The organism is [Roseibacterium] beibuensis (assembly GCF_039542305.1).
In the GTDB taxonomy this organism is placed as follows: domain Bacteria; phylum Pseudomonadota; class Alphaproteobacteria; order Rhodobacterales; family Rhodobacteraceae; genus Roseibacterium; species Roseibacterium beibuensis.
Genome location: NZ_BAABHW010000002.1, coordinates 252,140 through 271,039, shown reverse-complemented (window position 1 = coordinate 271,039; position 18,900 = coordinate 252,140). Strand labels below are relative to the sequence as shown.

At 62.2% G+C, this 18,900-nt stretch carries 17 protein-coding genes and 3 pseudogenes; 15 read left to right on the top strand and 5 right to left on the bottom strand.

The genetic code is table 11. The features are described 5' to 3' along the window. Positions 1 to 31 precede the first annotated feature (31 nt). The 3 genes from ABD923_RS07755 to ABD923_RS07745 form a co-directional block, all read right to left on the bottom strand. Positions 32 to 2,659 (bottom strand): glycosyltransferase, encoded by a 2,628-nt coding sequence (locus ABD923_RS07755; protein ID WP_259550106.1) that lies wholly within the window; start codon positions 2,657 to 2,659, stop codon positions 32 to 34. A gap of 8 nt (positions 2,660 to 2,667) precedes the next feature. Continuing rightward, entirely contained in the window at positions 2,668 to 4,083 is a 1,416-nt protein-coding gene (locus ABD923_RS07750; protein ID WP_259550105.1) for a DUF6212 domain-containing protein, read from the bottom strand. Between the two features lie 613 nt (positions 4,084 to 4,696). Further along, positions 4,697 to 6,145: an NAD-dependent succinate-semialdehyde dehydrogenase gene (locus ABD923_RS07745; RefSeq protein WP_259550104.1), complete on the bottom strand. Its 1,449-nt coding sequence runs from the start codon at positions 6,143 to 6,145 to the stop codon at positions 4,697 to 4,699. A 115-nt stretch (positions 6,146 to 6,260) separates the two neighbouring features. On the opposite strand from ABD923_RS07745, the gene ABD923_RS07740 reads away from it, so the two are divergent. The 9 genes from ABD923_RS07740 to hpaI all read left to right on the top strand — a co-directional run bounded on the left by ABD923_RS07740 (position 6,261) and on the right by hpaI (position 14,079). Beyond that, the gene (locus ABD923_RS07740) at positions 6,261 to 7,013 is read left to right on the top strand and encodes an IclR family transcriptional regulator (RefSeq protein ID WP_259550103.1); all 753 of its coding nucleotides are present in this window, start codon (positions 6,261 to 6,263) and stop codon (positions 7,011 to 7,013) included. Positions 7,014 to 7,214: 201 nt separating this feature from the next. Further along, positions 7,215 to 8,111, top strand: a complete 897-nt coding sequence (gene prpB / locus ABD923_RS07735; protein WP_259550102.1) for a methylisocitrate lyase — start codon at positions 7,215 to 7,217, stop codon at positions 8,109 to 8,111. Between the two features lie 27 nt (positions 8,112 to 8,138). Continuing rightward, a complete protein-coding gene (locus tag ABD923_RS07730; RefSeq protein WP_259550101.1) occupies positions 8,139 to 9,110 on the top strand; it encodes a Bug family tripartite tricarboxylate transporter substrate binding protein in 972 nt (323 codons plus the stop codon). Between the two features lie 60 nt (positions 9,111 to 9,170). Beyond that, positions 9,171 to 9,557 (top strand): 5-carboxymethyl-2-hydroxymuconate Delta-isomerase, encoded by a 387-nt coding sequence (locus tag ABD923_RS07725; protein ID WP_259550100.1) that lies wholly within the window; start codon positions 9,171 to 9,173, stop codon positions 9,555 to 9,557. Positions 9,558 to 9,588: 31 nt separating this feature from the next. Then, positions 9,589 to 10,032, top strand: a complete 444-nt coding sequence (locus ABD923_RS07720) for a tripartite tricarboxylate transporter TctB family protein (protein ID WP_259550099.1) — start codon at positions 9,589 to 9,591, stop codon at positions 10,030 to 10,032. Next, positions 10,032 to 11,555 carry a tripartite tricarboxylate transporter permease gene (locus ABD923_RS07715; RefSeq protein WP_259550098.1) on the top strand — a complete coding sequence of 508 codons (1,524 nt, stop codon included), beginning with the start codon at positions 10,032 to 10,034 and terminating at the stop codon, positions 11,553 to 11,555. The genes ABD923_RS07720 and ABD923_RS07715 overlap by 1 nt, the downstream gene beginning before the upstream one ends. Before the next feature lie 48 nt (positions 11,556 to 11,603). Further along, the gene (locus tag ABD923_RS07710; RefSeq protein ID WP_405048308.1) at positions 11,604 to 12,494 is read left to right on the top strand and encodes a fumarylacetoacetate hydrolase family protein; all 891 of its coding nucleotides are present in this window, start codon (positions 11,604 to 11,606) and stop codon (positions 12,492 to 12,494) included. Then, entirely contained in the window at positions 12,491 to 13,297 is an 807-nt protein-coding gene (hpaH, locus tag ABD923_RS07705) for a 2-oxo-hept-4-ene-1,7-dioate hydratase (RefSeq protein WP_259550097.1), read from the top strand. Before ABD923_RS07710 ends, hpaH begins: the two co-directional genes overlap by 4 nt. Before the next feature lie 8 nt (positions 13,298 to 13,305). Beyond that, on the top strand, positions 13,306 to 14,079 hold the full coding sequence (gene hpaI / locus ABD923_RS07700; protein ID WP_259550096.1) for a 4-hydroxy-2-oxoheptanedioate aldolase: 774 nt from the start codon (positions 13,306 to 13,308) through the stop codon (positions 14,077 to 14,079). Between the two features lie 31 nt (positions 14,080 to 14,110). Here the strand turns inward: hpaI and ABD923_RS07695 are convergent, their stop codons facing one another. Next, entirely contained in the window at positions 14,111 to 14,884 is a 774-nt protein-coding gene (locus ABD923_RS07695; protein ID WP_259550095.1) for an IclR family transcriptional regulator, read from the bottom strand. A gap of 158 nt (positions 14,885 to 15,042) precedes the next feature. Between ABD923_RS07695 and ABD923_RS07690 the strand changes: the two genes are divergently transcribed. The 5 genes and pseudogenes from ABD923_RS07690 (at position 15,043) to ABD923_RS07670 (ending at position 18,230) form a co-directional block, all read left to right on the top strand. Then, on the top strand, positions 15,043 to 15,186 hold the full coding sequence (locus tag ABD923_RS07690) for a hypothetical protein (RefSeq protein WP_259550094.1): 144 nt from the start codon (positions 15,043 to 15,045) through the stop codon (positions 15,184 to 15,186). Beyond that, a pseudogene (locus ABD923_RS07685) lies at positions 15,149 to 15,250 on the top strand (IS5/IS1182 family transposase); the annotation flags it as partial. The gene ABD923_RS07690 and the pseudogene ABD923_RS07685, both read left to right, overlap by 38 nt. A gap of 178 nt (positions 15,251 to 15,428) precedes the next feature. Beyond that, positions 15,429 to 15,566 carry a hypothetical protein gene (locus ABD923_RS07680; protein ID WP_345229452.1) on the top strand — a complete coding sequence of 46 codons (138 nt, stop codon included), beginning with the start codon at positions 15,429 to 15,431 and terminating at the stop codon, positions 15,564 to 15,566. A 431-nt stretch (positions 15,567 to 15,997) separates the two neighbouring features. After that, positions 15,998 to 17,275, top strand: a complete 1,278-nt coding sequence (locus ABD923_RS07675; RefSeq protein ID WP_259550092.1) for a threonine/serine exporter family protein — start codon at positions 15,998 to 16,000, stop codon at positions 17,273 to 17,275. A 343-nt stretch (positions 17,276 to 17,618) separates the two neighbouring features. After that, positions 17,619 to 18,230: a DUF2238 domain-containing protein gene (locus tag ABD923_RS07670; protein ID WP_259550091.1), complete on the top strand. Its 612-nt coding sequence runs from the start codon at positions 17,619 to 17,621 to the stop codon at positions 18,228 to 18,230. A 198-nt stretch (positions 18,231 to 18,428) separates the two neighbouring features. On the opposite strand, the pseudogene ABD923_RS19130 reads toward ABD923_RS07670, so the two are convergent. Beyond that, positions 18,429 to 18,503 (bottom strand): annotated as a pseudogene (locus ABD923_RS19130) (hypothetical protein); the annotation flags it as partial. Between the two features lie 38 nt (positions 18,504 to 18,541). Between ABD923_RS19130 and ABD923_RS07660 the strand changes: the two are divergent. Continuing rightward, a pseudogene (locus ABD923_RS07660) lies at positions 18,542 to 18,715 on the top strand (integrase core domain-containing protein); the annotation flags it as partial. Positions 18,716 to 18,900: the final 185 nt, after the last annotated feature.

The window sequence follows — 18,900 nt, the reverse complement described above, 5'->3', positions numbered from 1 at the left end:
CGAAAGTATGCTTCATTCTTTTGAAAAACACCTACGTGCCAACAGATTGAACGCGTGGCTTTTCTTGTGGAGTAATTATTGCCGCCAGGTCCGCCGTCGCGGCCGTCCAGTCCCGTACAGCGCCTGCCGCAACCGCGCGTTCGGCCAGGGGGGCGAGGTCTGGGCGGTTCTGGCTGAACCGGCGCAAGGCGGCCATGCACTCATCCACCGCGTTGTCTTGCGGCACCAGCACGCCGGTCTCCCCGTCCCGGAGCACCTCGCCCGTTGCGCCGACATCCGTGGCGATCACCACGGCGCCCGCGCGCATCGCCTCCAGCACCGTCAGCGGCAGCCCCTCGTAGCGCGACAGGAGCACGACCACGTCCGCCCAGGCATAGGCGGCGGCAAGGTCGCGGGGGCGCGACACCGGCGGCTCCAGCACGGCGGCAACCTCGGGCGGGAGGGCCGGGGCGTCTTCCGCGATCACGGCCTTGCCGAGCACCCGCCACGTGACGTTCAGCCGTTCCGCCTTTGACAGCCGGATCACCTCGGCCAGCCGGTCGAGGCCCTTCTGACGATCGAGACGGCCGAGATAGAGCACCCGCAGCGGCTCGGACTCGGAGCGCATGCGGCGGGCCGCGATGCGGCGCGCGGTGATATCGGGGTCAATCTCGAACCCTGGGGCGTTCTGAACCGGCACGATCTTGTCCTGCGGCACCCCCAAACCGTTCAGCCAGTCGCCGAGTTGGTGGGAACAGGGAACGAAATAGTCGAAGGCGTGTTCGTAGGCGACGCCGAGATAGGTGTTTCCCACCGGCCGCCCGAGTGGCGTGAGGTCGTTAAGGTGCAGGGAATTCAGTGTTTTGACCCCCATGCGCCGTAGCTGGCCCATAAGGCCGACGGCCGCGCCGCCATGGAAGTTGATCGCGGCGTCGAGCCAGTGCAGCAGTCCGAGGACAACGCCATGCCGGCCCGACTCGGCCCATTTCGGCACGTTGGTGCCGAGGTAGTCGCGCGCGCCGCCGCCCCAGGCGGAGAACCCGGCATCAGCCAGCAGATTGGTGGTTTCGAATGTCTCGCTCCAGTCCGGGGTCAGGGCGATGTCGTCGCAGCCGAGAACGAAGGCGTGGGGCACCCACCCGTGGGCGCGCAGGCCCCGGGCCATCTGCTGGGCCACCTTCTCGACCCCGCCGAATTCCACCAGTGGCAGCAAGAAACCGATATGGCGCCGCCCGTCGGGAACGCGGGGGAGGAGGGGGGCGCCGTCGAAGGCACGGCGTGGGAGCGTGTGTTCCCGCCCGCGCAGGTGCACGCCGGCGACGCGGTGGGTCCAGCGATGGTCAGCCGCGGCAGCCCATTGCGACGCCCGCATGCGGTGGACGAGCGACAGGGTGTCGAAGATCGCGCTGGGGCGCTTGAGCTTGGTCAGGATCGACGCGGCCTGCGGCAACTGCACCTCCAGCGTGGTGACCGGTGGGTCCGGGTTGCGGCGGGCGAGGCTGTCGATCCAGTCGGACTGCGGGTCGCGGATCACGTCGGAGAACAGTCGCGTCGGGACGGCGACGGCGACGGCCTTGCTGTGCTGGCCCGGCTTGTCGGTGTGGGAGGTGACGGAGACCGAAAGGCGGTCGCGCGCGCCGGTCTGCACGCTCAACGCCGCGATGGCGCCGGTTTCGCAGATCGTCTCAAGCTTCCAAAGCACCCAGTGCAGCAGTCGCGCCTCGCGCAACCCGTCGAGCACGGTCGAGGACAGAACGATATTGAAGGGCGGCGTCCGGTCGCGCCCGGGCGAAATTTGCGCATTCCAGTAATTCTGCTCGAACTCGGCGAAACCGATCCGATGGATGCCCGGTGCGTCGGGATCGACGCAACAGATGATCTCGCCCCGGTCAGCGATGTGGATGGCATAACGCGGCGCTTCGGCATGCTCCAGCGCGACGAGGCTGCGCGGCGTGTAGAGCGGTTTGTGCTTTTGCTGCATGGCCCCTTGCAGGGCCCCCCTGTCGCGCTCGGAGTCGGCCAGCATGCTTTCGGGACGCTTGCGGTAGAGGAAACCGAAATCCTCGATGTTCTTGCCGCGAAACCCCGACTGCGCTGCGGAAAGGAAGAAATCCCAATCCTCCCAGCCCATCTTGAAGCCGGTATCGAACAACACCCCTGCCTCGAAGACCCGTCGGCGGATCAGGCTCCCAGCTTCGCAGATATTCATGCCCGAATGGATCAGAAGCGAATAGTCGCCGCCGTAATCCCACTGTTTTTCAAGGCCGAACATGTCGATATTCGGATAGATCCAGTCCACCTCCGGCGCGGCGTCGAGCGCGGCGAGCGCGCGGGCCAGGGCGTCGGGATGGAGGCGGTTGTCGGCGTCGAGCATGTAGAGTGCCTCGACGCTCGGCAGATGCGCGAGCACATGCCGGATGCCGCAGTCGCGCGCGTCGCTCAGCCCGCCATTTGCCTTGCGCAGATAGGTCACGATTTCCGGATAGGCCATCGCATAGGTTGCGCAGACCTCGTCCGTTTCCTGAAACGGGCAGCCATCATTGACCAGGAGCAGCCGCAGGCCGCCCTCAAGCCGCTGCGCAAGCACCGACTCGATGGCCTCGATCAGGAGTGACGCATGCCTGAAGATTGGCACGATGACGGCCAGCCGTGGGGCGGCTGAAGCGAGGTCGGCTACCATGTCCGCACCTATGCCACCGTGAACCGGATCCGGGAGAACGTCGACCAGGCCCAGGACGTGTCGCCGGGCTGAACCGCCAGCCGCGTCATCAGTACGAGATCGTGATCATCCGACAGGGCCGTTTCGAGCGGGAGATGCAGTTCGCCGTTCGCCTGCGGGCTGAGCGTGACCCAGGGGGTTACGGCAACCAGATCGTCCGGTTCAAAGGTTTGCGGCCTGAAGCCTGCCTGTTCCGAAGGGGCGATGCCCATGGCGTATTCGATCATCGGCGCCTGGTTTTGTAGCGTTCGGATTCGCGCATCGAGGTGGACAGTTCCCGCTGGCGCGCCGGCTGAAAGTCGCATCGCGGATACCCCTTGCGGCATGGGGTGAACCAGGAGCGCCCCCTTGTCGGCCAGAAAACGGGAATGCTTGCTTTCCGGCGTCAGGTCCTCGGCCTGACCGAGCACGAGGTCGTCCAGGATGCGACTGCGTCGCGGGTCTGTCCCCGGATCTGCCGGGAGATGCGCGCTGGCCGGGATCGGCGCTTTGCTGTCCGGCAGGTAGGACCAGCAACGCAGCGCCAAGACACGCGGGTCGCTTCGGCCGCCGATACGGGCCTGTAGCCTTGGATCGGGATGGCTCAGCGAAGTGGCCAGCCACAAAGCGCCTTCTCCCTCCCAGCTCAGTTCGAGGATTGGCGTGAGCGCCGATGCCTCGAGCGAGCTGTGCAGGGCGAGGCGCACCGGCCCCTCCTTGATGTGTGGACCCGACAGCGTCCAGTGCCCTCTGACCTTATCGTCTTCCTTCGTCAGCAGGGTGATCGACAGCGTTCCCTGATCGGCAATATCGACATCCTCGATGAAGACCGCGACATCGCTGAGACCGGCGCTCGAGATCGGCAACCGCTGGACGAGGATATCGCCCTCGCGCAGTTCCAATGGTGCCATGTCATGCCCGGGCAGCAGGGACAGCGCGTCGGTTCTCTGCGCGAGATTGTTGTCGAGAACGAACTTCTCCACCTGCGCGAAGGCAGCCTGCATCTGGCTATGGCTCTGCCGCAAGGTGGCCAGCGACCGGGAGAGGTCCGCAGACCGGCGTGCCTGTCGTTCAAGAAGCCCGGTGAGGCTTTCCGTCAGGAAACGCAGCAACTCCGCCTCGCGCGCCTCTGGCTTCACCCGTGTCAGGTCGCATAGCGGGGGCGGCTCTGTTCCGGCCGCCTCGGCAATACTGGGAAGGAATTGTTCGACAGCCGTCATACCTGTCGCACTGCTTGCAGCCGTTCCAATGCAACGCGTCGCCAATTCATGGACCGAGTAGACCGCGCGGTCCGTGGCTGACACCACCTCTGCACCGCATTCATCGAGCACGGCCAACTCAACGGGTAAGCCAAGGGAGGTGACAAGCTCCACGTCCTGTTCCGGGATCGTCAGTAGGAGAGTCATGTACTGCCGGTAACCTTTTAAGTTGGTACATTTTTTTGGGGGGAACTTGCAAAATTTTGGAAGCTGCGCAACCCGGTATTTTCTACCCGAAAGCCTATCCGAAAAAGGTGAAAAAAGTGTTAATGGGCGGCCGGTTTCGGCATGTCTCAGCGGGGCTGTTCAGATGTGTTCTGAGCAACCAAGTGGCCAATTTCGTTCCGTTCAATCGCAATCCGCGAGACGTTGGCCGCTTCCTCGACTCCGTTTCCGACGGACGTGCGGCGGATTGCCGTACTGGCGGGCCTGTCAGGTGCCAATGGATCGGGGGTAGATGCGGATTGGTATGCCGCTCTGATCGAGAGGCGCGTGGTCGCCCCCGGCGTGGAGGTTCTGGTGGCCCTGGCGGACGCTCCCGATACCCCGCACGCCGACTTCGCCGCGCGCGGGGGGGGGCAGGCACCTCCTTGAAGCCGCTCTTCGGTCGGCTGGAAATGATTGCTCATCGTCACCCTCCGGCAGTTCGGGTGGGTGAAACGCGCAGTGACGGCAATTCAAATGGGTCAACGGTGCCCGACCCGACGCGACACCTGCATCGGGTTCATGTGATCTCTGTCAACGAATGATGTTCGTGTTTTCACACCACGCTGCTGGCGATGTATTTCATCTCGAGATATTCCTCGAGGCCGTGGCGGGAGCCTTCGCGCCCCAACCCGGATTGCTTGATGCCGCCAAACGGCGCCACCTCGTTTGAGATCATGCCGGTGTTGTGGCCGACGATGCCGTATTCAAGCGCCTCGGCGACGCGGGTCGATCGCCGCACTCCCTCCGAGTAGAAATAGGCCGCGAGGCCGAAGATCGTGTCATTGGCGCGGGCAATGACTTCTTCTTCGGTATCGAAGATGAAGAGGGGCGCGAGTGGTGCAAAGGTCTCCTCCCGCGCGACTGCCATGTCCTCGGTCACGCCTGAAATCACTGCAGGTGTGACGAACAGCCCCTCGCGGCGGTCGCCTCCGTGTAGGAGTTGGGCGCCGCGGGCGGTGGCGTCGCTGATATGCGCTTGGAACTTGGTGATGGCTTTTTCCTCTATCATCGGACCGATCTGCACATCTGCGTCGGTGCCGGGGCCGATTTTCAGCGCTGCGACCTTTTCGACCAGTTTTTTTGTGAAGGGCTTGGCGACTCCTCGTTGCACATAGATGCGGTTGGCACAGACGCAGGTTTGCCCGCCATTCCGGAATTTCGACGCCAGTGCCCCATCCACAGCAGCATCCAGATCGGCATCGTCGAACACGATAAACGGCGCGTTGCCGCCCAATTCGAGGCTGAGGCGTTTGATCGTGGGAGCGCATTGCGCCATCAGGAGCCGGCCCACCTCGGTGGAGCCGGTGAACGACAGCTTGCGCACCACCGGGCTTGCGGTGAGCACAGAGCCGATAGGTTGCGCTGGCCCGGTCACAATCTGCAGTACACCGGCCGGTAGCCCCGCGCGTTGCGCCAGTTCCCCCAGCGCCAGTGCGGTCAGGGGCGTGAGATCGGCTGGCCGTACAATCATGCTGCACCCGGCCGCTAGCGCAGGCGCAGCCTTGCGAGTGATCATGGCGGCGGGAAAGTTCCACGGGGTGATAGCGGCCACCACGCCGACCGGCTGGCGGATGACGGTGAGGCGATTGCCTTGCGTCGGGCTGGGAATGGTCTCGCCATAAACGCGCTTACCCTCTTCGGCGAACCACTCGATAAAACTGGCGGAATAGCTGATTTCTCCCACTGCTTCGGCCAAGGGCTTGCCCTGTTCGCAGGTCATGATCCGGGCCAGGTCGTCGGTATTCTCGATCACCAGATCGAACCAGCGACGCAGGATCGTGGCGCGGTCTTTGGCGGTGCGCTTGGCCCAGGCGCGCTGCGCTTGGGCCGAGATTTCGATCGCGGCTTCGACCTCGTCCGGTCCCAGCGAGGCAACATGGGTGATCTCGTCGCCGGTGGCGGGGTTGATCACGGCGAAACGCGCGCCGTTGCGCGCTGGGGTCCATCGCCCGTCAATCAGGGCATCGTGGCGCAAAAGCGATGGGTCTCTCAGATCAAGCATCTTGCATTCCGTATGGTTGTTCATTATACTGAAAACAGTTCAGCAGAGGGAACATTGCCGCAGGGCCTGATCCAAGTCAAGCCGGGTGCAGGCGGCGAAATTGGGGGAGGGCTTGATGTCTGACGACGCGAAGCTGGTGCCTGCCGTAGCGCGCGCCGTGGCGATACTTGACCTGATTGCCGGCGAAGGGCGGCCTCTGCGTCTGAGCGAGGTCGCGCAGCGGCTCGGCCTGCCAAAAAGCAGCGCGCACGGACTGTGCCAGACCTTGGTGAATTTGCGGCTCTTGATCGCGCATGGCGATGGTTTCGCCATTGGCCCCGGCGCCTTGCGATGGGCCGGGGCCTTCGATGGGCAGTTCGAGCTGTCGCGGAACTTTCACGATCAAGCCGCCGTAAATGGCGAACTTGCGTCTTACACGGTGAACCTTTCGGTGCTGGACGGAACCGATATCGTTTATGTGGCTTGCCGCAACGCGCCCTCCACGCTGGGCATAACCTTTCGTGTGGGCATGCGGATACCGGCAGCGTTTCCAGCCACTGGCAAGGCGATTCTTGCGGCACTCCCCGATGAAGAGCTGGCGCCGTTCCTGTCGCAGCTTCCGGCGCCGCTGACGTCATCAGGTGTGCGGACGCCCGACGCCCTTAGGGCGCAGATCGAAACTATCCGGGCATGCGGCTATTCAATCGATGCCGGCGAGGTGCGCCCGGGCATGACCTGTTTCGGCGCGGCGGTACGCGACCACCTTGGCCGCCCTGTTGCCGGTGTCGCGCTTTCGATGACCAGCGAAGAGGCGCGCAGTAGCCTTTGGTCGGAAGCCGGTGCGCGCATTGCCCGCTTGGCCGACTGTCTGTCAGGCCTGCTTCGCTGAGCCGGAAAAATCACTGAACGGCTTTTTCATCCGCACCTGGCGCACAGCGTCTGGGTGCCTGCCTGCGAATGTCACCCCTGAAAATGTCTCACAATGTGATACAAAGATTCTTTTGACATTAAGTTCGCCCACAATGTAAGACATTAGAAGAAGTCGAAGTTGGATTCGACCACATGATGGGACAGCGAAAGGACAGATAAGATGAGTGCGAATGCAGCGTCCGCGGGGGCGCGGTTTAGGCAGGCCCTGAATGAAGAGAGCCCGCTCCAGGTCATGGGCGCGATCAACGCTTACACCGCGATGATGGCCGAGCGTGTCGGTTACAAGGCGCTCTATTTGGCGGGTGCAGGGGTGGCGAATGCCTCCTACGGGTTGCCCGATCTGGGGGTCACCAACCTGACTGATGTGCTGACCGACTTGCGCCGCGTGACCGATGCGACGGATCTACCGGTGCTGGTCGATGTTGATACCGGTTTCGGCGGTGCTTTTACCATCGCGCGCCTCGTCCGCGGGCTGATCAAGGATGGTGCGGCGGCAATGCATATGGAAGATCAGGTGCAGCTCAAGCGCTGCGGTCATCGCCCGGGCAAGGAGATCGTGACCAAGCAGGAAATGCTTGATCGGATCAAGGCCGCAGTCGATGCCAAGACCGATCCGGATTTCTTTATCGTGGCGCGCACAGATGCGCTGGCGATCGAGGGGCTGCAAGGTGCAGTGGATCGCGCCAGCGCCTATGTCGAGGCCGGTGCCGACATGGTGTTCGCCGAGGCTTGTACCACGCTTGAGGAATACAAGGCCTTTGTCGAGGCTATCGATAGCCCGCACCCGGTTCTTGCCAACATCACCGAATTCTCCAAGACTCCGAATTTCACTTTGGACGAGTTGCGCAGCGTCGGCGTATCGGCCGCGCTCTATCCGCTTTCGGCAAACCGGGCGATGAACGCCGCAGCGCTCAAGGTGTATCGGCATATCCGCGAACATGGCGGTGCCAAGGAGCTTCTCGACATCATGCAGACCCGCGAGGAGTTGTATGACTTCCTAAACTATCATGATTACGAGAAAAAAATCGACGAGCTGTTCCAGAAGCAGAATTCCTAATCTCAAAACTGGCAGGGGAGGGCCGGTATGAAACGGACAATCACCACAGCAGCAATTTGCGCTTTCGGGCTGACAGCTGGGGCGCAGGGCGCCCTGGCGCAGACTTTCCCGAGCGAGCCGATCCGCATGATCGTTCCCTATAACCCGGGTGGCGGCACCGATGTGACGGCGCGCATTCTGGCCGAGGCGCTTGCCGATGTGCTGCCGCAGCCAGTCGTCATTGAGAACCGGCCCGGTGCATCGGGCATCGTCGGCACGGTTCTGGCGACAACGGCCGAGCCGGACGGGCACACGTTGCTATTCGCCATTCAGGCGACGGTCGCGTTGAACCCGTCATTGTTCCATGCGGCGACCTACGACGCGGCGACCGATTTGGATGCGGTCGCGCTGCTGACCGAGGCGCCTTATGTGATCACTGTGCCGGGTGACTCGGCGATCGCGGATCTTGACGACCTGGTCGCCGCTGCGTCCGGTGAGGTGCGCTTCACCATGGCGAACGGTGCCAGTGCCGCCTATCTGGGGGCTGCGCTTCTGGCCGCAGAGACCGGCGCCACGTTCGAACATATCCCATATTCGGGCACCGGCGATGCCATCTCGGACGCACTTTCTGGGCGGGTCGACGCGCTGATTTCTAGCCCGGTAGCTGTGTTGCCGCACATCGAAAGCGGGGCGCTGCGCGCGATCGTCAATACCGGGGCGAACCGTTTCCCGATGCTTCCTGATGTGCCGACGGTACAGGAATCGGGGATCGACGGTTTCAATGTCGCGGGCTGGTATGCCGTCGCGGCACCGGCCGGAGTGCCGGAGGACCGGCTCGAGATTCTGAACGCAGCCTTCAATGAGGTGATCGCCCGCGAGGACGTGGTCGAGCAACTGCTGCAGGCCGGGGTTGTGGCCTCTCCGATGGGACTTGAAGCGGCCGAAGTGTCGGCCTTTTTCCAGCGCGAGATCGATCTCTGGTCGGCTGAAATCGAGGCAGCCGGCATCGAGAAGCAGTGAAGTGCCGCGCGGCAGCCGCCATTTCCGGCGGCTGCCCGCAAGATAGCAAGGAGGCGAACAATGCCGCACGCATGGATCGAATACTCAGTCAATATTGAGGAAACGCCCGAACTCCAGGACCTGGGCAAGTGCCTTTATGACGCCATGCTGCAGACCGGCATTTTTCCAGTTGCCGGGGTGCGGATCCGCATACAGCCGGTGGTCAATTGTATGATCGGCGACCTGACCCCCGCGAATGCCTTTATCCACATTGCACTCAGGATTGGAGAGGGGCGCACGAACGAAACGATCAAGGCGGCCACCGATGCGATCTTCGAGCGGGTGTCGCACCATCTCAAGCCCCTCGCCGACCGACAACCACTGGCCGTGGCGATGGAACTGAGCGAGATCGACGGTCGATACAGTTACAAAATGAACAACCTGCGCGACTACATGCGTGCCGGCTGAACTGCACTTCGATCCAATCCGGAGGTTAGCTATGAAGGTGGCCAAAACCATTGCACCCGGCCTTGGCATCATGGCCCTCGGACTTGCCTTCCTGTGGTTTGGACGTGGCTATCCGGTGGGCACGATGCGCTCCATGGGGCCGGGCATGTTCCCGATGGCCCTTGCAAGCCTCGCCATTGGGACGGGCGCGTTGATCGTGCTGAGCGACTTCCTGCGTGGCGGCGAGCAAGACCTTGAGTTTCGCTGGCGCGGCGTTTTTGCGGTACTTGGTGCGCTGATCTGCTTCGCGTTCCTCCTCGAGCGAGCGGGACTGTTGATCACCGGGCTTCTGGCGGTCGTGATCCTGGCAATCGGCGAAGGCCGTGTGCGCCCCCTTGAGGCAACGATCGTAGGCCTAGTGCTTAGTGTTGCCATCTGGGCCGTGTTCGGCCGCGGGCTGGGCATGCCGGTAGACCTTTTTCCGCGGGGGGTCTGATGCAAGACTTTCTTTCCGGTCTGGCCGTGGCTTTCGACCCTGCGAACCTCATGTATTGCCTGCTAGGGGTAACGCTTGGCAACTTGGTAGGCGTGCTGCCGGGGATCGGGGCGATCGCGGCCATTTCCATCCTGTTGCCGGTGACTTTCTACATGGATCCTATCGCCGCCATCATTATGCTGGCCGGGGTCTATTACGGCGCCGAGTACGGCGGTTCGATCGCGTCAATCCTGCTCAACCTGCCGGGCACGGCTTCCAACGCGATCACGACGATCGACGGCTATCCTATGGCGAAGCGCGGCGATGCCGGTCTGGCGCTGCTGACGACGCAGGTATCCTCCTTCGTGGGTGGGTGCATGGGGATCGTGGCAATGATTGCCCTGTCGCCCCTGATCATGCAGTTTTCTCTGTCGTTCGGGCCGGCCGAATACTTCGCGACACTAGTGCTTGGGCTTGTGGCCGCTACGGTAGCGCTGCAGGGGCAGATGCTACGTGGGCTGGCGATGGTGTTCCTGGGAATGTTGCTGGGTACGATCGGGCTGGACCTCAACAGCGGCGCGGCGCGATATACGTTCGGCATGGCAGGATTGCTGGACGGGCTGAGCATCGTTGCCGTTGCAATGGCGCTGTTCGGCTTGCCTGAGGTGATCGCCAACCTTGGCAACCGCGCGCCGGCCGGTAAGGCAGTTTCGGTTACGGCGCGGGCCATGATACAGAACGTGCGCAAACTGGCGGCATGCATCCCATCTATGCTGCGTGGCAGCGCGGTTGGTGGATTTCTCGGGCCTCTGCCGGGGGCCGGCCCAACGATTGCATCGTTGATGGCCTATTCGTTGGAGCGCTCTTTCAACCGAAAGAATCCGATGTTTGGCAAAGGGGCGGAACGCGGTGTTTCCGCACCCGAAGCCGCCAACAATGCCGCCGCACAGACGGCATTTATCCCGACAATGACGCTGGGCATACCCGGCACGCCGACCATGGCGATCATCCTGGGCGCGCTGATGATCCACGGTATCGCGCCGGGCCCGCGTCTGGTGACCGATAATCCGCAGTTGTTCTGGGGTTTGATCGCCAGTTTCTGGGTTGGTAACCTTCTGCTTCTGTTGCTGAATATTCCGCTGATCGGGCTTTGGTCAAAGCTGGTCTCGGTGCCGCGGCGGTTCCTGTTTCCGGTGATCATAGCGTTGATATGCACCGGAGTTTATGGGCTGTCGAACTCAGTCTTCAGTATCTGGGTGGTCATTGCGATAGGTCTTTTGGGGCATGTGCTGCGGGTGATGGGGTTCAGCCCGGCGCCGATGCTGATCGGTTTTGTACTAGGCCCGATGGTCGAGCAGTATTTCCGCCGTGCCATGCTGATCTCGGGTGGCGACTTCACCTATCTCTTCGAAACGCCGACCAGTCTCGTTCTGCACGGGCTCACGGCGGCCATCCTGGCGTGGATGATGTTGCGCCCCATCGTTGGCTGGCTGCGCAGGAGCGCTTCCCAAAACCCTGACGCGAAGAATGGCGCGGGTGGGTGAACCTGCCGTCCGACCGCTTCGCCAAACCACCTCCAAGGAGTTTTGCCCATGTCAATGCAAGCTTGTCTTGCTTCGTTTACCTTGCCGGAAGATCGCGATGGACGCGTGCGCTACGGCTATCTGAGCGATGCAGGAATCGTCGATCTTTCCGTCCGGTTTTCCCACCGCTGGAGTAGCCTCGAAACTGCGGTTTCGATGGGTGCCCTGGAAGAGATGATGCAACTTGGCGAGCGCATGGCGCCTGATTTTGCACTCGCCGATGCGTGCCTCGAAGTGCCAATAACAACCCCTGAAAAGATCATCTGCGTCGGCGTTAACTATCCCGCCCGCAACGAAGAATACAACGACGGCAAAGATGCTCCGCCGAACCCGTCCTTGTTTCCGCGCTTTCGCCGATCATTTACTGGACATGATCGCCCGCTGATCCGGCCGAACGTGTCAACGCAGCTGGATTATGAAGGCGAGATCGTACTCGTTATCGGCAAGCCCGGGCGCCACATCCCTGAAGCTTCGGCCCTTGAGCATGTTGCTGCGTTGACCCTTTGCAACGAAGGTTCGGTGCGCGACTGGCTGCGCCATGCGAAGTTCAATGTGACACAGGGTAAAAACTTCGACGCCTCCGGTGCGATGGGGCCGGGGCTGGTGCCGTTCTCGGGCGAGGCGCAAATCGCCGATATCCGCCTGGAAACCCGCGTCAATGGCGAAACACGTCAGTCCGATAGGACCGGGCGAATGTTGTTCGGGTTTCGGCGGCTCATCAATTATATCTCGACATTCACCACGCTGATGCCGGGCGATATGATTGTGACCGGCACGCCCACTGGCGCGGGGGCACGCTTCGATCCGCCAAAATGGCTTGTGCCTGGCGACGTGATCGAGGTTGAGGCAGAGGGAATCGGTCTGCTTCGCAATACGGTGGCAGACGAGGCCGCGCGATGACCCTGACGTCGCAACAGATCACCGAGCTTGCGAACGAACTCGACGCCGCGGAGCGGGAGCGCAACCAAATCCCGCTGATTTCACAGCGCCATCCCGATGCCGGGTTGCAGGAGGCTTATGCAATTCAGGGCGAATGGGTGTCTCGCAAGGTAGCTGCCGGGCGCAGTCGGATTGGATGGAAGATCGGTCTGACGTCGCGCGCGATGCAGCAGGCGTTGAATATCGACACCCCCGATTCAGGCGTGCTGCTAGATGATATGCGTTTTGACGACGGCGGATCGGTGCCGGCCGGGCGGTTCATCCAACCTCGGATCGAGGCCGAGTTGGCCTTCGTCCTCGCGCGCGATCTGGCAGGACCGTCGCTTGAGGTCTGGGACATCTTTGCGGCGACTGAATGCGTCGTGCCCGCGATCGAGATTCTCGATACCCGAGTGGTCCGTCGTGATCCGCTGACCGGAGCATTGCGTACGGTGATTGACACCATCTCAGACAATGCAGCCAATGCGGGGATTGTGACGGGTGGGCGGCCATGCAAACCCACTGAAAACGATCTGCGCTGGACCGGGGCGATCGTGTCACGCAATGGCCAGATTGAAGAAACCGGCCTCGCCGCCGGGGTTTTAAACCACCCGGCTGTCGGCATCGCCTGGCTCGCGCGCGATCTGCACCGCAGGGGCCAAGCACTCAGAGCGGGCGAGATCGTCCTCTCGGGCTCTTTCATCCGCCCGGTCGAAACGGGCAATGACACAACAATCCATGCTGATTTCGGCCCGATGGGTACGGTCAGCGTGCATTTCGAATGAGGCGCGCGATGACAGCACATCTCAACGGCTTCAAGGCGGCGCTGTCAGCCTCGAAATTGCAGATTGGGCTCTGGCTTGGGCTAACCAGCCCGGTGACAGCAGAAGTCTGCGCGACGGCAGGCTATGACTGGCTTGTAATTGACGGGGAGCATGCTCCAAACGACGTTCCCGCCATGCTCAGTCAGTTGCAGGTCCTTGCAGCCTATGACGTCCATCCGGTGGTGCGCACGGTGGCAGGCGAGACCTGGATGATCAAGCAGGCGCTTGATCTCGGGGCGCAGACAGTCTTGGTGCCCATGGTCGAAACGCCCGAAGCCGCTGCCGAACTGGTTCGCGCCACCCGCTATCCGCCGATGGGATGCCGCGGAGTGGGCGCTGCACTGGCGCGGGCATCGAGATATAATCGCATTCCCGATTACCTTGCCACTGCGAATGATCAGGTCGCGTTGATCGTTCAGGTGGAAAGCCGCAGCGCACTGGCACAAGTGGCTGAGATCGCGGCCGTTCCCGGGGTCGATGGTGTGTTTATCGGCCCGGCTGATCTGGCGGCCGACATGGGGTTTCTAGGCGACCCCAGCGCGCCGGAGGTTCGCGCGGCGGTCCTGAGCGCGATCCGAGCGATCACCCGTGTGGGAAAGCCTGCCGGTTTGCTAACCTCGGACCGGTCGTTTGCAATGGAGTGCATTGCCGAAGGAGCGGTCTTCGTCGCCGTGGGCAGCGATGTGGGGCTACTGACCTCAAGCACCGCGGCCCTGCGCTCAGGATTTCCGAAATCCATCTGACATGGGCTAGGACCCGGATGCGCGCAAAGGCTCAGGCCGGGTTAAGCGGACGCTGCTTGGCCAGTTCGGAGCTGATTGCTTGGGTGGCGCCTGCCAGGGCGTCGATCACCATGGTTAGATGCGCGCCCGCCATACGCTCCATGATGGTTGAAACACTAAGTGAGGCTGCAGGTTTTCCCGAACTGTCGTGAATCGCCATAGCGACTGTACGCACGCCCAGATGACCAATATTGCGAACCACATGCCCGGTTTCGCGGGCGGCGGCGACATGGCGGGCAATATCCTCCGGGTCAGCATTCGCGGAAAGAAAGGCTTCGCGGTTGCGCGCGAGGATTTCGTCGGCTTCGGCGGGGCGTGTGGCGGCAAGGATCGCCACCCCTCCCGCACCAAGTCCGAGTGGACGGCGCATGCCGACCTCAAGTACGAAAGCCTTGACCGGAAAGCTCCCCGACTCTCGTGCAAGGCAGATGTTTTCATCACCGATACGGCGGGTGAGAAAGGCCGTGTCTCCGGTTTTTTCAACTAGCCCAGATATTGCCGGGGCATAGATATCTCGAAAATCGAAAAACGGCATGGCCGTCATCGCCCAGAGATTCAGCTTGGCGCCCAAGAAATAGCGTCGTGCCTTCACATCATGATCGACGATGCCTCGTTCGACCATGGAAGCCAGCAATCTGTGAAGTGTCGCCCGGCTCAATCTGGTGTCGTTGACCAGATCGTTCAGGCGAACGCCATCGCGACTCTGCACAGCAATCTGTTCGAGAATATCCAGCGCGCGATCAAGGCTCTGAGTGCCCTTGGCCATTACGTTGTCCGCCTTGATGGATCAGTTTCTGGTTTGGCGTGGTTATGAATTTTAGGTGCGCGCATGGCAAGGTTGTTGGATATAACTGAGACCTAGCGTCAGGATGCATTGATTTCTGTGGCGCTGCCTGACTCACGGCTCCTGAACGGAGCGGGCACATGAGCGATCGTTTCTGGCTGAGCGACGCGCAGATGGCAGGTTTGGCCGCTGAGCACGGCGAAGAGCAAACCGTGATGTTCGGCGCGACATACCTCCTGTTCGGAAAGGCTCAAGGACTGGAGGCGCGCCGCGACCCGTTTTGACCGCTGCCCCAAGGTGGTCCTGTCTGACATCGCGCCCGCAGCTCTCGTCATCTATTGGTTATGAACCCTGACCCTAAGGGGATAGTCAGCCAATTTGAATCTCCACACAGATTTGGCTTGGTCAGGGTGAGTTGGTGTTGGCGCACCGCTTTTCCATAACATAATATGCATACATATTATGTCTGGCCGACATCAAGAGCGCATGCTGGAAAGAAATGATGAGTCGTCCGCCCAGGTTCCCGGTGAAGAAGCTGATCAGCCTGAGCCAGGACCAGGCCGATCAGATCCGTGACTGCCGCTTCGATAAACGCATCGACAGCGAGACCGAGGCCATCCGCAAGCTCATCGAATTGGGGCTGGAGGCCGCGCGGAAGCAGTAGGACGAGGGGTAGGGCGGTCGGTGCAGAGGCAGAGCGGCGGCCTGAACGAAGCCCGCGGCGGCAAACAGGTGGGCGAAGCCTGGACAAAGCCTGGGCGCGTCCGGCCGGCCCGCATCACGCGGAGAACGCGTCTGGCATCACCCCAGAGAGACTGACCGTTGAAACAGTGCCCGCTCGATCGCCGCGCAGAAAGATGGGATAGCAAGATACCTCACGCGCCGGGGTGAAACCCCATGATCGACGCGAAGATGGGCGAGCGGTTTCGCTGCCGCTTGGCGCCCTCGCGACGAAAGCTGAAGAGGTTTCGAGGTGAATATCCGGTGCCAGCCGTTTCCGCAGTGCGAATGTTGCGAGACTGGTCCAAAGGGTCTCGTGTTGTCGCTCTCATTGATCGTCTTGCGGCTCTGGCGAAAGGGCGTCACAGCTAGTTCATGTCCGAGTACCCCGATCCCGTCATCGTCCGTCACCGCCACCTCGAACAAATCGCGATGGCGGCGCTGGCCGTCGGGCGGTTGTTGATGGAGACGGGGGCCAAATCCTCGGTGGTCAAGACGGGGATGCAGAAGATCGCGGCGGGGCTGGGGGCGGAGTCCTCGCACAGCCGCATCGGCTATGCCTCGATCACCATGACGGTCACCCACGGCGCCAACACCATCACGCGTATGATCTCGATCGGGCATCACCGCGTCGACATGCGCCTGAACCACGCGGTGCGCGACCTCTGCACACGGGCCGAGCGGGGCGGCATGTCGCCCGAGGATGTCTCGGCCGGGCTGGCGGGTCTGACGGGCCGGGTGCCTCACTATAGCAAAATCGCCATTGCGGTGGCCGCCGGGGTGGCTTGCGCAGCGTTCGGGCGTTTGCTGGGCACGGACTGGATCTCGGTCGCGCCGATCCTCGTGGCGAGCACGGTCGCGCAAGGGGTGCGCATGGCGCTGATCGCGCGCGGCACCAACGTGTTCGTCCTGATTGCCATCGTGGCCTTCCTCGCCTCGGCCATTGCCGGGGTGGGCAGCATCCTGGCCGGTAGCGAAACGCTTGGCATCGCCATGACGGCAGCCGTGTTGCTGCTGGTGCCGGGGGTGCCGTCGATGAACGCGCAGACCGACATCATGGAGGGGTTCCCGACCCTTGGCAGCGCGCGCTTCGTGACGGTGGCGATGATCCTGATCTTCATCACCGTGGGCATGGGAGTGGCCCGCATGATCGTGGCGCCGGGTCTGGACAGCCTGCTGGCGCCGCCGGCCTCGCTGCTGCACCAGGCTGTGTTCGGCGGGCTGGCCGCGGCGGGCTTTGGCCTGATGTTCAACTTCGGGATCGGCACCTTGGTCTGGGCGGCGGTGGCGGGGACATTGGCGCTGGCGGTGCGCACGACGGGGCTGGAGTTCGGCTGGTCGCTGACGGCGGCGTCTTTCGTCGGAGCGGTGGCGGTGGCGCTGTGGGTCGAGATACTGGGGGAGCGGTTCCTGAAGGTGCCCCATGCGGGTCAGACCTTGGCCGTGGCAGGTTGCATCCCGATGGTGCCGGGCGGGGCAGCGGCGCAATGCATCACGGGTCTGCTCGAGATATCGACCCTGTCGGCGGCCGAGGCGCAGGCCGCGCTGGTGGGCTCGGCCAGCGCCGGGCTGGAGGTGGTCTTTACCCTCGGCGCAATCGGCGCGGGTTTGACCATCGTGTGGTCCTTGGCGCCGCGACGCGAGTTTCCCTGAACGGTGGTCGGCAGGGCGCAAGAGAGGCGGTGAGATGCGAGCCGCTGTGGTCGTCGCCAAGGCCTTCCATGAGAGCGGAGCATGCCGACCGAACACCTCTTCATAGGCGCAAGCCTGTGCTTCGGGCAGCGGTGGCAGCCATCGGCTTTCCGGGGGTTGGGCCATGTTATCGCGGCATGCTGTTCCACGACTGTTGCGGATTGCCACTTTTGAAACACGACGTTCCTGTCCGCCGCCAAATGCCATGACGGATACGCGAAGGTTGCCCTCTCAGCATGGGGCTTCGCCGCTGTCACTATCGACTGGCTATGATTCCTGACCGAAGTCGATGTAGGTTTCTGCCATGGATAACAAACCAAAGCTCAGCGAGATCATAGTTGGTGGCTTTACAGTCACCTACGTGGCGGCCTTCACCATCTGGTTCCTGTCCACCGGCAACTTCGAGTTCATTGTCTACGTCGCGACCATGTTGGCCTTGATACTTCTGGTGGGATTGTCGCTGCGCAAGGCCGACTATCCGACGGCCATGCTTTGGGGCCTATCGATCTGGGGACTGGCCCATATGGCCGGCGGCGGTGTGCCGGTGTCCGGTTCGGTCCTCTACAACCTGCACCTGGTTCCGATCGTCGACAATGAACGCATGTTCATTCTGAAATACGATCAACTCGTGCATGCCTACGGGTTCGGCGTCACCGCGTGGGTGCTCCATCACCTGTTGACGCGTCACTTTCCCGACACGCGCGGAACGGCGACAGCCTTGATTTATCCGGCCCTGGCCTCGATGGGGCTGGGAGCGGTCAACGAGATCATCGAATTCTCGGCTGTTCTCATGGTTCCAGACACCAATGTCGGCGGCTACATCAATACCGCTCTTGACCTTTGCTTCAACGCCCTCGGTGCCGTCCTCGCGATGATCATCGTCGCGTTTGCGCGCCCCCGCGGCCAAGGGATCTAGCAACTGAATCTGCCAGGTCGTATGAGCCGCCCATTTCTGACGTCTTCTACACAACGCGTTCGCTATGGTGATCAGCTTTCTGACGACAGCGATGGTGATGACCCTATGGGGCTTGCCAGCTTTGCAGAGGCGATTTGCAAAGGGCTTCAGGCTTGGATTGTGATGTGCAGCGACCAAGGCGGCTTGGAACACCACGTGCCGAAGGGCGCGGCGCCCGTCAGCGATGGCTCGTTTCCTTCGAAGAGGTCCGCTGTCGTGTGCGACCGGCGCCAATCCAATGAGCGCTGCGGCCTCTTCGCCGGTGAATGTGCCGATCCCGGGCAGAATGCCTGAACGCGCACTGGTTTCTGACGCTTGCGGACGCCGCGGCAAAGTTGGAGCCTTGGCGTCGGCACTACAACGAGGACAGACCCCATAGCGCGATCGGATACAACGTCCCGATCGCCATGCATTATCCCGATGGCGTCACCAGCCCGTCATCGTGAAAGAGCCGGAAAAATCCAGCTTCCGGCGGTCCAACGTTGGGGAGCAGAGCAACACAAACCGGGCTCCGGTCGCGGCTGGAGGAAAGTTCGGTGACAGGTCACGGCCTCCAACCCAACTGGACGGGGCCGCGACGGAGCGGCGAGGACTGGCCGCAGCCCAATCGCTGACCGGGCGCGGCTCTGCC

What these genes read in the sequence shown, in the direction of transcription:
- hpaH (WP_259550097.1), top strand. Translation starts at nt 12,491, where the DNA reads ATGACCCTGACGTCGCAACAGATCACCGAGCTTGCGAACGAACTCGAC.
- ABD923_RS07675 (WP_259550092.1), top strand. Translation starts at nt 15,998, where the DNA reads ATGTCCGAGTACCCCGATCCCGTCATCGTCCGTCACCGCCACCTCGAA.
- ABD923_RS07710 (WP_405048308.1), top strand. Translation starts at nt 11,604, where the DNA reads ATGTCAATGCAAGCTTGTCTTGCTTCGTTTACCTTGCCGGAAGATCGC.
- prpB (WP_259550102.1), top strand. Translation starts at nt 7,215, where the DNA reads ATGAGTGCGAATGCAGCGTCCGCGGGGGCGCGGTTTAGGCAGGCCCTG.
- ABD923_RS07670 (WP_259550091.1), top strand. Translation starts at nt 17,619, where the DNA reads ATGGATAACAAACCAAAGCTCAGCGAGATCATAGTTGGTGGCTTTACA.
- ABD923_RS07720 (WP_259550099.1), top strand. Translation starts at nt 9,589, where the DNA reads ATGAAGGTGGCCAAAACCATTGCACCCGGCCTTGGCATCATGGCCCTC.
- ABD923_RS07750 (WP_259550105.1), bottom strand. Translation starts at nt 4,083, where the DNA reads ATGACTCTCCTACTGACGATCCCGGAACAGGACGTGGAGCTTGTCACC.
- ABD923_RS07690 (WP_259550094.1), top strand. Translation starts at nt 15,043, where the DNA reads ATGAGCGATCGTTTCTGGCTGAGCGACGCGCAGATGGCAGGTTTGGCC.
- ABD923_RS07725 (WP_259550100.1), top strand. Translation starts at nt 9,171, where the DNA reads ATGCCGCACGCATGGATCGAATACTCAGTCAATATTGAGGAAACGCCC.
- ABD923_RS07695 (WP_259550095.1), bottom strand. Translation starts at nt 14,884, where the DNA reads ATGGCCAAGGGCACTCAGAGCCTTGATCGCGCGCTGGATATTCTCGAA.
- ABD923_RS07715 (WP_259550098.1), top strand. Translation starts at nt 10,032, where the DNA reads ATGCAAGACTTTCTTTCCGGTCTGGCCGTGGCTTTCGACCCTGCGAAC.
- ABD923_RS07730 (WP_259550101.1), top strand. Translation starts at nt 8,139, where the DNA reads ATGAAACGGACAATCACCACAGCAGCAATTTGCGCTTTCGGGCTGACA.
- ABD923_RS07755 (WP_259550106.1), bottom strand. Translation starts at nt 2,659, where the DNA reads ATGGTAGCCGACCTCGCTTCAGCCGCCCCACGGCTGGCCGTCATCGTG.
- ABD923_RS07740 (WP_259550103.1), top strand. Translation starts at nt 6,261, where the DNA reads ATGTCTGACGACGCGAAGCTGGTGCCTGCCGTAGCGCGCGCCGTGGCG.
- ABD923_RS07745 (WP_259550104.1), bottom strand. Translation starts at nt 6,145, where the DNA reads ATGCTTGATCTGAGAGACCCATCGCTTTTGCGCCACGATGCCCTGATT.
- hpaI (WP_259550096.1), top strand. Translation starts at nt 13,306, where the DNA reads ATGACAGCACATCTCAACGGCTTCAAGGCGGCGCTGTCAGCCTCGAAA.